Annotated in this window: 14 protein-coding genes; 10 read left to right on the top strand and 4 right to left on the bottom strand. The window is 35.8% G+C overall.

The window, feature by feature from the left end; genetic code table 11:
• Nucleotides 1-43 precede the first annotated feature (43 nt).
• Nucleotides 44-604: a hypothetical protein gene (locus ACQKOG_RS14830; RefSeq protein ID WP_370077839.1), complete on the top strand. Its 561-nt coding sequence runs from the start codon at nt 44-46 to the stop codon at nt 602-604.
• A gap of 115 nt (nt 605-719) precedes the next feature.
• On the opposite strand, the gene guaC is transcribed toward ACQKOG_RS14830, so the two are convergent.
• Nucleotides 720-1703 carry a GMP reductase gene (guaC, locus tag ACQKOG_RS14825; protein ID WP_370077837.1) on the bottom strand — a complete coding sequence of 328 codons (984 nt, stop codon included), beginning with the start codon at nt 1701-1703 and terminating at the stop codon, nt 720-722.
• 342 nt (nt 1704-2045) lie between these two features.
• Here guaC and ACQKOG_RS14820 point away from each other — a divergent pair, with 342 nt between their 5' ends.
• The gene (locus ACQKOG_RS14820; RefSeq protein ID WP_370077835.1) at nt 2046-2465 is read left to right on the top strand and encodes a VOC family protein; all 420 of its coding nucleotides are present in this window, start codon (nt 2046-2048) and stop codon (nt 2463-2465) included.
• A gap of 117 nt (nt 2466-2582) precedes the next feature.
• Here ACQKOG_RS14820 and ACQKOG_RS14815 read toward each other — a convergent pair whose 3' ends face one another.
• Complete coding sequence (locus ACQKOG_RS14815) at nt 2583-4532, bottom strand: methyl-accepting chemotaxis protein (RefSeq protein ID WP_427447164.1); 1950 nt, start codon at nt 4530-4532, stop codon at nt 2583-2585.
• A 336-nt stretch (nt 4533-4868) separates the two neighbouring features.
• Here ACQKOG_RS14815 and ACQKOG_RS14810 point away from each other — a divergent pair, with 336 nt between their 5' ends.
• On the top strand, nt 4869-5243 hold the full coding sequence (locus ACQKOG_RS14810; protein ID WP_370077832.1) for a VOC family protein: 375 nt from the start codon (nt 4869-4871) through the stop codon (nt 5241-5243).
• Between the two features lie 108 nt (nt 5244-5351).
• Here ACQKOG_RS14810 and ACQKOG_RS14805 read toward each other — a convergent pair whose 3' ends face one another.
• Entirely contained in the window at nt 5352-6098 is a 747-nt protein-coding gene (locus ACQKOG_RS14805; RefSeq protein ID WP_415731937.1) for a hypothetical protein, read from the bottom strand.
• A gap of 270 nt (nt 6099-6368) precedes the next feature.
• Between ACQKOG_RS14805 and ACQKOG_RS14800 the strand changes: the two genes are divergently transcribed.
• The 5 genes from ACQKOG_RS14800 (at nt 6369) to ACQKOG_RS14780 (ending at nt 11058) form a co-directional block, all read left to right on the top strand.
• Complete coding sequence (locus ACQKOG_RS14800) at nt 6369-7556, top strand: acyl-CoA dehydrogenase family protein (RefSeq protein WP_370077828.1); 1188 nt, start codon at nt 6369-6371, stop codon at nt 7554-7556.
• 13 nt (nt 7557-7569) lie between these two features.
• Nucleotides 7570-8439 (top strand): transporter substrate-binding domain-containing protein, encoded by an 870-nt coding sequence (locus tag ACQKOG_RS14795; protein WP_415731939.1) that lies wholly within the window; start codon nt 7570-7572, stop codon nt 8437-8439.
• 428 nt (nt 8440-8867) lie between these two features.
• The gene (locus ACQKOG_RS14790) at nt 8868-9575 is read left to right on the top strand and encodes an amino acid ABC transporter permease (protein ID WP_197142622.1); all 708 of its coding nucleotides are present in this window, start codon (nt 8868-8870) and stop codon (nt 9573-9575) included.
• 12 nt (nt 9576-9587) lie between these two features.
• The gene (locus tag ACQKOG_RS14785; RefSeq protein ID WP_134022231.1) at nt 9588-10289 is read left to right on the top strand and encodes an amino acid ABC transporter permease; all 702 of its coding nucleotides are present in this window, start codon (nt 9588-9590) and stop codon (nt 10287-10289) included.
• 13 nt (nt 10290-10302) lie between these two features.
• Entirely contained in the window at nt 10303-11058 is a 756-nt protein-coding gene (locus ACQKOG_RS14780) for an amino acid ABC transporter ATP-binding protein (protein WP_370077824.1), read from the top strand.
• A 66-nt stretch (nt 11059-11124) separates the two neighbouring features.
• Here ACQKOG_RS14780 and helD read toward each other — a convergent pair whose 3' ends face one another.
• Nucleotides 11125-13431, bottom strand: coding sequence for an RNA polymerase recycling motor HelD (gene helD, locus ACQKOG_RS14775; RefSeq protein WP_402869936.1), 2307 nt, complete (start codon nt 13429-13431; stop codon nt 11125-11127).
• A gap of 592 nt (nt 13432-14023) precedes the next feature.
• On the opposite strand from helD, the gene ACQKOG_RS14770 reads away from it, so the two are divergent.
• Nucleotides 14024-14980, top strand: a complete 957-nt coding sequence (locus ACQKOG_RS14770) for an AAA family ATPase (protein WP_427447159.1) — start codon at nt 14024-14026, stop codon at nt 14978-14980.
• 23 nt (nt 14981-15003) lie between these two features.
• A complete protein-coding gene (locus ACQKOG_RS14765) occupies nt 15004-15639 on the top strand; it encodes an RNA ligase family protein (protein ID WP_402869941.1) in 636 nt (211 codons plus the stop codon).
• Nucleotides 15640-15714: the final 75 nt, after the last annotated feature.

Raw genomic sequence — 15714 nt, 5'->3', positions numbered from 1 at the left:
GAAAATTACACAAATGTGTATTTTAACCAGTGGGGGTGGGAGTATGTTTGGGGCAATTAATAAATTATCTAATATGAAAAGTGTTAGTATCCTACTTATAATTTTTTTATGTTCTATGTTTATTATGCGTAGTGCAATTTCTACTTTAAAAGGAATTACAGGCGGAATAGGCATATTAGATTTACATTTTAGCTATACCGTACAAGAGATTTACGAAACTTTATTTTTACAAGGGGTAGCAGGGAGATCCTATTATTTAACAACTTTTTTTATAATTGATTTTATTTATCCTCTTACTTATGCATTTTTTTATTCGGTAGTGATTTCGTACTTTTTTAAAGTTCTAAAAATCAAAAATAAAATAGTAAACTATTTCATTGTCCTTCCGTTTATAGGTATGGCATTTGATTATTTAGAAAATCTTTTCTTAAGTATTATCCTCATGAAATATCCAACGGAACTTTTTTATTTAGGGTTAATTTCTAGCTATTGTACAAAAATAAAATTTCTATGTGTTTATTTAAGCCTTCTTCTAGCTATTCTATTATTTTTAGTAATTTTATTTAAAAAAATAAAAATATCACTTAAGTTTTTAATGAAATAAATTTATGAATAGTTTACGAGGGGGTGAAAAGATAGGGGATTTGTATATTTGCGAATAAAGAAAAAGTAAATGAAGCTAGCAAAAATTTTCGGCTAGCTTCATGCTGGTTAGACTGTTAGTATACCTTATCTCCATTAAAAATAGAGTTTTTCACAATTACATAATCTACATTTCGAATGGCATCAAGTTTATTGCCACCTGCATAGGAAATAGATGATTGAAGGTCTTGTTGCATTTCAATTAACGTATCTTTGATGCTACCTTTATGTTCAACAAACATTTTTTTACCTTCAACATTTTTACGTTCACCTTTTTGGAATTCAGAAGCAGATCCGAAGTATTCCTTCACAGTTTTACCGTCGATTTCGATCGTTTCTCCAGGTGACTCTTCGTGACCTGCAAATAATGATCCAATCATTACCATTGAAGCACCAAAGCGAACCGATTTTGCAATATCACCATGTGTGCGAATACCACCATCAGCGATAATTGGCTTTGTTGCGGCTTTTGCACACCAGCGTAGTGCAGCAAGCTGCCAACCACCTGTACCAAAACCAGTTTTGATTTTAGTAATACATACTTTACCTGGTCCAATACCAACTTTTGTTGCATCTGCACCAGCGTTTTCAAGTTCACGTACTGCTTCAGGTGTACCCACATTACCAGCAATAACAAAGCTATTTGGTAGATGTTTTTTGATATGTTGAATCATACGAATAACAGCATTTGAATGACCATGTGCAATATCGATTGTAATAAATTCAGGCACTAAATTAGCAGCAGCTAATTCTTCAATAAAAGGATATTCTTCATTTTTCACACCAACACTAATAGATGCAATTAATCCACGAGCTTGCATATCTTTAATGAAATTGATACGTGTCTCTGGGTTAAAACGGTGCATGATATAAAAGTAACCGTTTTCAGCAAGCTTCGCAGCAAGACTTTCGTCGATAATTGTTTGCATGTTTGCCGGTACAACAGGAAGTTTGAATGTATGATCACCTAAAGTAACAGAAGTATCACATTCTGAGCGACTTTCTACTATACATTTTGCGGGAATTAGTTGAATATCTTCATAGTCAAATACGTTATCCATTATAAACACTCCTAAAATACGAATATTTTTTAAGTTTTAATTTAAATCGTTCGTCATTTGGTAATTTACATTATTTTTGAGTAAATGTCAAAGCTTTTATCTAAATAAATAAAAAAATAACAGGAAAGAACAGGAATTAAGCGAAATATAAGTTTTAGCAATTGTTAAAAAAGATAAAAGTAAGGTTAAAATTCTGCAAATTTTTGTAAGGAAGTAAGATCTATTATGATTCTTCAAAAGAGGAAAAGGAGTTTTTAATTAGTTTTATCTAAAATTTGTATTACTATTTGCTATCCATGTAAAATAGAATTGTTTCGAAAAATGACAAAGGGAGTGTTGGGAATGGCAGTAGAGGTCTATTTAATTTTTAATGGAAATTGTCGAGAGGCTGTATCTTTTTATGAGAAAGTTTTTAATGCGAACAAGCCTGAAATTATGACATTTGGAGATTCACCACAAAACCCAAATTATCCATTACCAGAGGAAGCAAAAGATCTTGTGATGCATACGCGACTTTCGATTTTTGGTAGCACTGTAATGTTCTCAGATACATTTCCAGGCAATCCATTCATGACTGGAAACAATATAACGTTAGCCGTTGTCTCAGACGATGAGACTCAGCTGCGAAAAGCTTTTGACGGTCTTAAAGATGGTGGCAAGGTTAAAATGGAGCTACAAGAAACGTTTTGGAGTAAATGTTACGGCTCCCTTACTGATAAATTCGGTATAGAATGGCAATTTAGTTATGAGGAAAATAAATAAAGAGCAATTATGCCTCGGCATAATTGTAGCTGTCGCTACAGAAAATAATTGCTGAAAGAAATTAATATTGAAAAGCACGATGTTTGGAAAATCTCCATTAACATCGTGCTTTTCTTTTTAGTATTTAAAACGATTCACATAGCTTTGTAATTCATCAGCCATGTCGAGAAGTGCTTTTGAGGCTACAGCCATTTCCTGCATCGAGGACAACGTTTGTTCAGTTGAAGCGGCAACTTCCTCTGACGCTGCTGCATTTAATTTAGCATGATCAGTTAGCTCGATAGCTGTTGCAGAAACTTCTTCGACTACTGCTGACATCTCCTGAGCGGATGCAGATATATCCTCCATTTTCGGAGCAATATCGTGTAGACTCTTAATAATGTTTGCAAATTTTTTACTTGTATCTTCTGTTAGTTGTAAACCATCCTGGACATCCGCTGAAGCCTTAATCATTGTTTGAACAGATTTAGCCGTATCTTGCTGAATGCCAGTAATCAGTGCAGAAATTTGCTCTGCTGATTGATGGGATTGCTCTGCTAACTTGCGCACTTCATCGGCAACTACTGCAAAACCTTTCCCATGCTCTCCAGCTCGCGCTGCCTCAATAGCAGCATTAAGGGCAAGTAGATTTGTTTGATCTGAAATAGCACTAATAATTTCTAAAATAGACCCGATTTCTTTTGTTCGATCATAAAGTGATTTAATCATCGTATCTGATTGTGTCACAGATTCATGAATAGAAATCATTTGATTAACAGTTTGTTCGACTGCTTGGCCACCTTCTTCGGCCAATTTTATAGCATGGCTAGATAAATCTGAAACCTGCATAGAGCTATCAGCGACCTCGACGACTCCTTTTGCGATTTCCTCAATAGAAACAGCATTTTGGTCAATGCCAGTTGTTTGTTTTTCTGTACTGATAGCAACCTGTTGCATAGCGTTAGTAACTTGTTCTGAAGCAGCTATATTTTGTTCGGCATTCGCAGATAATCCATGTGCTGAAGTCTGTACGTGTTGGGAGCTTTGATCGACGTTGCGAATAAGTTTTTTTAAGTTAACCTTCATTGCGATAAAGGCTTCCCCTAGCTGTCCAATCTCGTCTTTAGAATGAATGTCAATAAACGCTGTTAAATCGCCTTCACTAATTTTTATAGCGCTTTGTTTAAGTCGATTGATCGGATTAACGATCGATTTTATCATGAATAGCATAAAAATAATGCCAACAATAATAGAAACAGCGATGATTATTAAGTTGATATTAAAGGTCGAAGCAGCGGCTTTTGCAGCCTCGGCTGTAAACATTGTACCAACAACTTTCCAACCTGTTAGCTTATTTGTAACAAATTGTAGCTGACGATCTTTTTCTATAATGCTACCACTATCTTGTTCATAGATTTTAGTAATATAGCTTTCTGTTGCTTCAGAGCCACTTTCTTTATCTGGTTGGGCAATATAAATTTTATTGCCATCTAAAAGTGAAGCAAAGCCAGTTTCTCCTATGCGTATATCATTCGTGATGGTACTAAGTTTAGATATATTTAAATCTAACCCTATTACCCCTGAGCCATCTGGTAAAGCCTGAGTAATCGTAAGAACGATATCACCTGTAGTTTGTGTAATGTATGGAGCTGTAATAGATACTTGGTTTTTGTTATCTAAAGCTTGCTTATACCAAGGTCTCGTACGCGGATCAAACCCACTAGGGTATTTTTGAGCAGGCTCATCTAGTAGTCTGCCATCAGAGGTTCCAATATAAATTAGCTCCACCTCTGGATGCATATTGATGTATTCTTTGAAAAGAGATTTAAGTTCTGGAATTTTACCTTCTTGTAAATAAGATTGATTGAGCTTTTTAGTAAAATATTGAATGTCCTTCACTCTTGGCTCAATCGTGTTAGTAATATTCGTATTAAGCATGCGCACACTTTCGGCTGCGCTTGCTTGTTGTTCTTCTGAAATTTGTTTTCCAGCACTTTGGTAAGACACAATTCCAATTAACAGTGTTGGGATGAGAAGCATTGCTAAAAATGAAAAAATGAGCTTTTTCCTTAAACTTAGTTGTTTCACTTGAATTATCCTCACTATAATTTAGTATTTGATACTTTGTCTTATCACCGAAAATTGGATGTAATAACGCCCTTGTGACCAACCTCCTATTGTCCTAAGAGGTTCATCGGATAATCGACACCCTATGTATGGTGAAAAGTATATACTTTACCGATTAAGGCAAATAATAGACGACTAGGCTCATTTTATCAAAAATAAAATAAAAGTTAAGTATTTTGTAATAACTGTTCATTAATTGTAGATATAAGAAATAATATTTTGAAACGATAATCATTAGATGACATATAAAGCTACTTTTTGATATATACTAATGCTCAAAAGAGGGGGATTGTTTTCATGATTCGACAAATTGGACAAGTGATGTTATATGTAAATGATCAGGAAACTGCTGTGAAGTTTTGGACAGAAAAAGTTGGATTTGTTGTAGTTGCTGACCAGGAAGAGGGAGGAGTACGTTGGATTGAAATTGCTCCAACTAAAGAAGCTCAAACTACCCTTGTTCTACACAACAAAGAAATCATTGCGAAAATGCAGCCTGAATTAAATTTAGGGACACCTTCTATTATGTTTTATGCCGATCATATAGAAAATTTATATCAGGATTTTCAAGCAAAGGGCGTTAAAGTAGGAGATTTAGTAATGATGCCAATGGGTAGGGTTTTTAATTTTGCTGATCACGAAAATAATTATTTTGCATTAGTAGAAAAATAAACCTTGTCCCATCAGTAGAAAAAGTAAGTTCGAATCTGTCCAATTTCGATTATTCTATGCGGAAATCGGACAGATTTTTGCTTTTTCCCCTATATAAGTGCACGTAATTTATTTTATATCTTCTCCAAAAATCCCTACAGTTTGACGGTCAACGATAAATTCATGGCCATCCCATTTCAAAATATTTTCTACATACCCTAATCCATCGGCATGAAATCGGCCTGCTATAGACTGATACGCTAAAATCTCATATATGCCATCACGTTCATAGTCCACTGGGTACAATCCGCTGATTGGATCAACCCATCCTTCAATAGGCTGCTTTAGTGTACCGTCTTGATTATAAATTTCTGCTAAATAATCCGGACCCTTGTATTGTAAATCGATGATATATTGCTTTTTGGGATTCATGCTACGAACGGCTACTTTATATTGATTTTGATAATTAACGCTGTACTTTAGCTTATTATTAAAAGAAATTGCATCAAAAATTGAGCGAATTTTGCCGTTTATTGAGGCAAATATTTCCCCGTTGATAATGCCTCCACTACCTCCTGTGTCAGAAATAGCTAGAATATCTTCTAGGTGATTGCCTGTAAAGTCACCTAAAAATATAGTTGGATTATAGCCAACGCTTTGTTTTAGCATTATTTTTTCGAATTGGTGCGTCTGTCCGTAAAAAATAGCAAGCGTTAGGTCTTTCCACAAAGGGCTATCTGGAGTTTTAGTCCCCATCAAAAGAACAGTTTCAAGTAAGCCATCTCCATTAATATCTCCAAATTTCGTCTGAATAACCTGAGGGGTCATAGTTGAAATAGGCATATTATTTAAGGATGGATTCATATTATTAGTCATACATGCACCTCTTTCTTTAGTTTTAGCATATGTTGTAAACATGGCTTGGTGAAAAAAGAAGACGTGTTAGTAATGGATATAAAGCTTATAAAAAAACTTGTAATTAACCCATTGACATTTTTAAATGCGAAAAGTATTATAAGTGTCAACGAATCAGAAAATTCAGTACCACGCATCCTCTCGCTACTAATACGTAGTAGAGATTTTTTTACAACTTTAATTCTTAGTAAGTATATATGTTTTATATATTTTGGGAAGAAGGAGATTTTCTTGAAGAATTTATTTATTAAAACAAAGCAGCAGCAGTATTGGCTAGATCAGCTAGCATCTATTTCTGAGCCAATCAAGGCTGAGGCTAAAGAAGTAGATGAACAATCTCGTTTTCCATTCGAAGCGCATAAACTACTTCTGCAAATTGGTTATCCAAAACTAACTTTACCGAAAGAATATGGCGGTGAAGGATTATCAGTCTATGATTTGGTACTCGTTCAAGAAACGTTAGCAAGCTACGACGAGAATGCTTCACTCTCACTAGGGTGGACATTAGGTGTTATAGGCGAACTATATGAGAAAAAGCTATGGACAGACGATTTACTAAGTTCATTTGCTCAGGAAATAAAGAACGGAGCAATTATAAATAGGGCTGCGAGTGAAGCGGCAACTGGTAGTCCAACACGTGGAGGGCGACCAGGAACAAATGCTGTGTCAAAAGAGGCAGGTTGGCTCTTAAATGGACGTAAAATCTTTACGACAGCCTCCCCGGTACTAGATTACTTCTTAACATCAGCGTGGATTGAGGAGAAAAATCAAATTGGTTACTTCCTTATTCATAAAGATGCCCAGGGGCTTTCAATTGAAGAAAACTGGGAAATGTCTGCAATGCGAGGCACAAGCAGTCATGACCTAGTTTTAAAAGATGTGATAGTCCCTTCAAATCATTTAGTAGAGTTACCGGGTCACCCCAGTGGTGGCAAGATAAATGGTTGGATGCTACATATACCAGCAACATACTTAGGGATTGCGCAGGCAGCTCGTGATTATGCACTGCATTTTGCCAATCATTATCAACCTAATAGTTTAAATGCTCCAATTAGTACATTACCAAATGTGCAGCAACTTCTAGGTGATATTGAATTGAAGCTATATCAAGCGCGCTTTGTACTGTATGGGGTTGCCGAAGCTTATGATGACCCAGCTAGACGTGAGCTTTTGGTAAATGAAATGGCAGTTGCTAAGCATACGGTAACAAATTTGGCGATTGAAATCGTCGATAAGGCAATGCGTGTAGTAGGAGCTAAAAGCCTACAATTAACAAATCCATTACAGCGCTACTATCGAAATGTTCGTGCAGGACTTCATAATCCACCGATGGATGATATGACAATTATTAAATTGGCAAAGGCAGCAATTGAACAACAAAAATCGACTGAACATCAATTACAAAACAATGGAGAATAAGGGGAAATGACATATGTTTAAACAAAAGAAAAAGATTTTCCAATTGGCAGCAATCGGATTGGCTTCACTTGCTATTTTAGCGGGCTGTAATTCAGGTGAAGCTTCAGATAAAGACTCAGAGGATGGCGCGAAAGTACGTACAGTGAAGGTTGCATATGATCAGGCATCTAAGCCTATTAGTTATATTGATGATAACGGAAATCCAACAGGTTACGATGTGGAAGTCATGAAGCTAGTAGATGAAATGTTACCTGACTATAAGTTTGAATTTGTAGGGACGACTAGTGATGATTTACTGATTGGTGTTGAGCAAGGGAAATATCAAGTAGGGATAAAAAATGCCTTCTTTACGCAAGAACGTACTGAAAAGTTTATTTTCCCAAAAGAATTTTTAGGCTTAAGTAGTGCGGGCTTAGTATTACGTAAAGAAGACGAGGGTGTGAAAACATTAGCCGACTTTGCGAAAAAAGGTTATTCATTAGCACCAATTGCTGCGAATAATGCCCAATACACAATTATTGATGAATATAATAAAGCCAACCCAGACAATAAAGTGAAATTACAAGCTGGAGATGCATTTACTGTCGATGTTGTGCAATGGGTAAATGAAAAACGTGTCGATGGTGGTGTGATGATTGAAGGTCCATTTAAACAACAAGTTTTGGCAGAAGATGGCCCATATCATAATTTAAAGGATGATGTAGTTTACAACGAATTTGACGTTATCAAAACATGGCCGCTGTTCAATAAAAAGGAACAAGAATTTGCAGATGCTTACGATAAAGCTATAGCAAAAATTAAAGAGCAAAAGAAAACAAATGAATTAAGCACTAAGTTTTACGGTCGAGATTTATTTGAAGTGTTAGATTCTGTGAAGCGCTAATAGGCGGTAGCTGATCAAAGAAGACCCCTCTTTAGAAGGGAAAGTGCTAGCAGCTACTACTAAATAAAAGGCTGTTGAGTCAGTATACTCAGCAGTCTTTATTAATAAAAAGAGAATTATTGTATCAGGTGTGTTGATTAGGGAAAAATGTTTGTTAATTATTGGGGGAAAGGGATTTTTTTTGTTGATAATTTGCCTTATATATGAGCATATTTAGCTGATTGTAGTGAAGGGCTACTTGACTCCCGCAGGAAAGCAAGACAGACGAGACCCTGCACGGAGCGGAGCGAAGGAAGCGGCTCGTCGCTCGCCCGCAAGAAAGCAAGTAGCCCGTAACGGAAATCAGCGTCTTCTACTTAATTTTAGTAATTAAAAATAGCTAATCAACACACCTCTTATTGTACATTTATATAGAAGTTGGTGAGGAAATGGAGAAGTATTTTGATGCATCATACATTTGGAACTCAATTCCTGTATTATTACCGTTTTTAAAAGTTACCTTTTTAGTCGCGGGTTCTTCCATTGTACTAGGCACAATATTTGGCTTACTATTAGCGGCTGCCAAGTTAAGTTCAATAAAATTGCTGCGAAAATTAGCGAACTTATATACAACGATTATGCGTTGTACACCATCTATCGTCTTATTATTCCTCGTATATTATGGTGTTCCAGCGTTAGCGGAAAACTTCGGCATCAATCTCCATTCAATCGAAACAGCCATTTTCGTAGTCGTAACGTTCACTTTGCAGTTTGCGGCGATTATGTCGGAAGTTATTCGTTCTGCTTATTTAGCGATTGATAAAGGGCAATTTGAAGCGGCTGTTAGTGTGGGATTAACGCCATTTCAGGCCTATCGACGTATTATTTTCCCGCAGGCACTCGTTATCGCTTTACCGAACTTTGGGAATGGAATGATTGCCTTATTACAAGAAGGGGCGCTCGCTTATACAATCGGCTTAATTGATATTGTCGGAAAGGCAAATTTAATTATTGCAAGTAACATTAATGCACATGCATTAGAAATATATATTGCTTTAGCGATTGTTTATTGGGTGCTGTCGATTATTATAGAAAAATTCTTCGCTATGCTAGAAAAGTTCTTTGGTAAGGGGAAAAAGACATTAGAAACAACGTAAGGAGGCGAAACCATGAATTATCAATTTTTAGTTGAAACATTTTTTGTTGCATTATCAGGTGTACCTATCGCACTCCTTGTGACAATTGTTGCTATGCTCGTTGCTTTACCACTTGGCTTTCTACTAGCACTAACAAGAATCAATAAAATCCCAGTGATCCATCATATAGCCAAAATTTATGTCTCCTTTGTCCGAGGTACACCTATAATCATTCAAATCTTTATTATTTATAGTAGTATCCCATTACTACTTAAAATGATTTTTGAAAAATATAATATTGCCTACGATATTTATAAAATCAATCCGATTTGGTATGCATTTATCGTCTTCGCATTTAGTACAACGGCAATATTAATTGAGGTATTTCGTTCTGCTTTAAGTACGATTGAAAAAGGTCAGCTAGAGGCTGCTCATGCAGTAGGCTTAACAACATTTCAAGCCTATCGCCGTATTATTATTCCGCAGGCTTTAGTAGTAGCTATGCCAAATATTTGTACGGCTACAGTCAATCTCATTAAAGCGACGTCTTTAGGCTATGCAATGTCCTTACCTGAAATTACATTAAAGGCTAAGGTGGCTGCAAATGTTGGCTACAATTACGTAGAAGCATATATTGATATTTTCATAGTGTACTTAATTTTATGTAGTACAGTTGAATACATCTTTAAACGATATGAAAAACATTTAAGTAAATTCAAAGTGGCAAAAGCCTAAGGGGTGAACGAGTATGTTAGAAATTAAAAATATTCATAAATCATTTGGAGACAATGAAATTTTAAAGGGTGTCGATTTAGCCATTGATAAAGGCGATGTTGTTGTTATTTTAGGCCCAAGCGGCTCAGGAAAAACAACATTATTACGTTGCATTAACTTTTTAGAGAAGGCTGACCAAGGACATGCGACATTTGGTGATATCCAAGTAGATTTTCAAAATGTGAAGAAGAAGGACGTACATTCGATTCGTCAGCGTGTAGCCTTTGTATTCCAAAACTACAATCTTTTCACGAATAAAACAGCGCTAGAAAATGTGACAGAAGGGCTTATTATAGGACGTAAAATTCCGAAGGCAGAAGCGATTGAAGTTGGCAAAAAGGCGCTTGATAAAGTAGGCTTATCAGAAAAATATGATGCCTATCCAAGTCAATTGTCAGGAGGTCAGCAGCAGCGAGTTGGTATTGCACGAGCAGTAGCATTAAATCCTGATATTATTTTATTTGATGAACCGACTTCTGCACTTGACCCAGAGCTAGTAGGAGAAGTCCTTCAGGTTATGAAGAACATTGCAGCAGAAGGAACAACAATGCTTGTGGTCACACATGAAATGGGCTTTGCAAAAGACGTAGCAAACCGGGTGATTTTTATGGACGGTGGTGTCGTAGTAGAGGAAGGAAATCCTCATGATATATTTGTTAATCCGAAAGAGGAGCGCACGAAAAAATTCTTAAAACGTGTTATTCCAGAGGATTATACTTACTACATTTAACTTAAATGATAAAAGAAGAGAATCTGCAAGCCTTCCATGGAAGCTTGTGGATTCTCTTTTTTGAAATTAAAGCTTTAAAAAATGTGTTAACTCATTAATTGAGTAGACATGCAATTCGTGCATAGCTCGTGTACAAGCTGTGTAGAAATAATTACGTTCTGTTTCTCTAGAATAATTAGCTACGGAAGCATTGTATAGCAAGACAGCATCAAATTCAATTCCTTTTGCCATATAAGCAGGTAACAGTAAAATTCCTTTTTTAAATTGATTTGTATCATGGGTAATGAGTTGAAGATCTACTTGGTCTTTCATTTGTTCAAAAACCATTGTACATTCATGCTCTGTTTTACAGATGACTGCAATTGTTTCGAACTTTAGGGACAAACTGTTAATCTTTTCGACAAGCTGTTCAATTAAATCTATTTCGTTTGGAACAATCGTGATAGTCGGTTCGGGACCAGTTCGATTAAAGGCTTCTACTTTGGCGCCTTCATGTAAAATCTTCGAAGTTAGTTGAATAATTTGTTTTGTTGAGCGATAACTTTTCGTCAATATCATTTTTTCTGCTTGTTCACCATACAATTGTGGCGTTAGCAGGGAAGGGTTTTTAAAGGTATGAGGATGGATGGTTTGATGTCCATCGCCCAATATAGTCATACGTGCACGTGGGAATAATTGTTGTAATACAAATAGCTGAAATGGAGAATAGTCTTGTGCTTCATCAACTAAAACATGGCGAATCATCGTATTTGTTCGTTGACCTTCTATTTTGTCCTGCAAATATAAAAATGGAGCGGTATCTTCATATGAAATAATGCGCTTTGCTAAATTAGGGAGTGTATGTTGACAGATTTCTTCCCAATGGTCGGGCAAAAAGTTCTGTAATTGCTGATGAATCGTATAGTTCATCTCAAACAAATGTCGATAAATGCCTAATATGTGAACAAACTTTAATTGTTTCACAGATTGACGAAGTGGCTTGAACTGTTTTTTGACAATTTGGATGGCTAATTTCTTGCGTTCTTGCTCGAAATCATCAAAAGAATTTTCTGAAAATCGACCTTCATGTAAAAGCTCGCTATAGGTTTTTGTATATTCTTCAATGTCTAAAAGTTCACTGGCTTCTTCTACCCATTCTTTTGCCCGTTCTGCTTTTTCAATTTTCGATAATCGTTGTAATAACCATTCTTTCACTAACTGCAGTCGATTTGGGATAGGCATTGTGGCGTTGAACGAATAAAAGTATTCAGCAATTTCTTGAGCTGTAATAATTCTTTCTCCGCGAAAAACAATATTTTTAAACAGCAAACCTTCATTTGTAAGGTGCTCAATATATTTGTCCATCAATTCTCGATATTGGAGGCTAGCTTTAAAAGAAATAATCGAAAGCTTCATTTGGTAGAGTGAGTCATCTTGCTCTGTTAAAAGTGACTCCAATTGCTCATAAGGATATTCCAATTGGAACTGTCGACCTAAACGTTTTGTTGCATATTCGGAGAAGGTTAATTGCTGCATATTGTCTTCACCTAAATCCGGTAAAACGGTATGAACATATTGATTAAAGAGCTGATTAGGTGTAATCAATAAAATTTGATCAGCAGTAATTTGGTCTCGATAATGATATAACAAATAAGCAACACGTTGGAGAGCAACAGCCGTTTTTCCACTACCCGCGACACCCTCTACGATTAGATAAGGAGTGCTGACATGTCGAATTATTTTATTTTGCTCAGCTTGAATCGTTGCTACGATGCTGCGGATATGTTCGTTTGCATTTTGAGCGAGAATATCGAGTAATAAGTCATCACCGATCGTTAAACCTGTATTAAACATCGATTGTAATTGGCCATTTTTAATGATAAATTGCCGTTTTAAAAGCATCTCACCTTGAATTTCGTCAGTCGCCGTTTCATAAGTAGCGGGGCCAGGGGTGTAATCATAATACATACTTGATATAGGGGCTCGCCAATCGTAAATTAGTATGTTTTCATTCTCTTCATCCATTAAGGTTGCTACACCGATATAAATCTTTAAAGGTTCGTTATGATCATCCTGTAAAAAATCAATGCGAGCGAAATAGGGTGATTGCAGTAAACGGTCATAAATTTTTACATCCTTGATGACACGTTGCTGAGCATGCTGGGAATCAGATAAGAGCTCTGCCTGTTGTTTGATAGCATAAAAGGTTTCGTCTATATCCTCAGGCGTATCTAAATTCACTCTAACGTCGTCCCAAAAGGTTTTCTTTAACGCTAAAACATTGTCTTTAACAGCCTTTTCTTTTTGTAGTAACTCCTCTTTTTTATGATCAACTGTGTTTAAACAAAGAGCAAGATACTGTTTTTCTTCTGTCCATTCATATTGCTTTTCCAATGTTACTCACATTCCTTTCAATATGGATTTAGAATCGGGAAATTTATCATACAGCTATTTCAGAAAGAAGTATAGTCTAGTAATTTTGGCAAATTTATGATATAATAAAGTTATAAGAGAAAATCAATTTTTTAATAAAAAAGGCTGTTCCGCAAAAGGTGGAGCAGTCTTTTTTTGTAGTCAAATTGTCCCTTTTGAAGAATGTTGCTTTTTATGGATAGTTTCCGAAATTTTGGTATGACATCATGTATATAGGTTGATCTCCGTTCCAACAGGACGCTTTCCTTAGGTTCCTGGTGAGGTGTGGTGTTCTTAGTAGCCGTTCTCGTACTTGCTCGCTCCAGGGCCCATCCGTGACCCGAGAAGTCGCTCAGCCTCTGCTCGACTTATGTTCATGGTATACATTTCAAAAAATGTTATGTCGGATTTATATCATTTTTACCCTCAAAAATTAATCCCTATACGTTAGAGTTAAGTTGATGATTGAATTTTGATAAAAACAGCTTCATGAGTAAGGGGGGAAGTCGTTAATTGCTAACTAAAGAATATGTTTCTAGAAACGATATAGACACTTGAAAGGGGGTGAGAAAAAATGAAGGTGATATTTACAGTTGGGTTACCTGGAAGTGGCAAGAGTACGTTTGTTAAAGAGCTAGCGAAAAGCGAAAATGCAGTTATTCTTTCAAGTGATGCTATACGTCAAGAGTTATTTGGTGACGTTTCAAGACAAAAAACACGAATAGTATTTCGTGTTTTGTACGAGCGTTTAAATGAATTTGTGGCTAAAGGTCAATCTGTCATTGTTGATGCGACAAATATCGAACGGGAACGCAGGATGTTTGCACTGAGTAAATTGTCTGGTAATGTGAAGGTTGCATGCTATTATTTTGATACTCCTTATACTTTGTGTGTATCAAGAAATCAACAAAGAAAGAGAAAAGTTCCGTTAGTGATAATGGATAAAATGAGAAAGAATTTAGAGTTTCCGATATTGGGAGAAGGGTTTGAAGAGGTGCATATTGTACATGAAGCGAGTCCATATGAAATCTCAAAAGAGCAATTTCTTTCACTAATCCAAAGCGAACCCACATATGAAGAGCTTTTTCAAAAGTTGAGAGAGGTCCAACCATTTAAAGAGATTTATCAATTTAATCAAGAAAATCCTTATCATCAATTTTTACTTTGCCAGCATACGTATTTTGTTTATGAATATATGAACGAATACTATATGGAGAGTGACAAGTTAGCGCTACAAATAGCTGCTTTATTCCATGATGTAGGCAAACCGTTTTGTAAAAAATATAAAGAATTACAACAAAGATATGGATATTATGGACATGAAAATGTATCTGCTCAAATGGTATGCCATTTTTTATTAGAGCTTGGCTTTGAAGAAGACTTTGTTTTAAAGGTTGTTAATTTAGTGCAATTTCATATGTTAATTCAATATGGGGGCGATAGGGGATCAAGTAAGATTTATCATTTATTAGATGGTGACTTATTAACAAAGCTTTATTTCTTTCGTGAAGCAGATCAATTTGCGAAGTAGATGTAAACAAAGGAAGTGAGTTTATGACCAATTTGATGAAGTATCCAAGAAGCTTTCATTTGCCGTGGAGTAGAGGATATACACATGATGACAAGGTTGCTAAAAATGTTGATCATTTTATTGGAAAAGAGGTAGTTGTAACCGAAAAATTAGACGGGGAAGGAACAACACTTTATCAAAACTATATGCATGCTAGAAGCTTAAATTCAGGAGATCATCCGTCGAGGCATTGGGTGAAAACGTTTCATGCTACATTTGCCTTCCAGATTCCAGAAGGTTGGAGATTATGTGGCGAAAATATTTATGCCAAGCACTCCATTTACTACAATGAGTTAACTAGTTACTTTTATTTATTTAGTATTTGGAACGAAAAAAATATTTGTTTAAGCTGGGATGAAACAGTTCGTTATGCAGCTGAATGGGGGATTGAAACGGTACCTGTATTATATCGAGGTATTTTCGATGAAGAAAAAATAAAGAAGACGTTTACAGGAAGATCACTTCTTGGGGGTGAGCAGGAAGGGTATGTTATTAGAAATGCGGATGCCTTCCATTATGATGATTTTCGATATAACCTAGGGAAATTTGTGAGACAGAATCATGTTCGAACAAACGAACATTGGTTAAATGAAGAAGTGATTCCTAATCAATTGAAATAAGCTTTATTTGAAAAGATTGAATCTACTATAAAACAAAAGGACTGAGAACAATGTAATTCTTTAACACGAAATTAA

Source organism: Lysinibacillus sp. NPDC093216 (assembly GCF_050280325.1).
In the GTDB taxonomy this organism is placed as follows: domain Bacteria; phylum Bacillota; class Bacilli; order Bacillales_A; family Planococcaceae; genus Lysinibacillus.
This window is presented reverse-complemented; position numbering and strand designations above follow the sequence as displayed.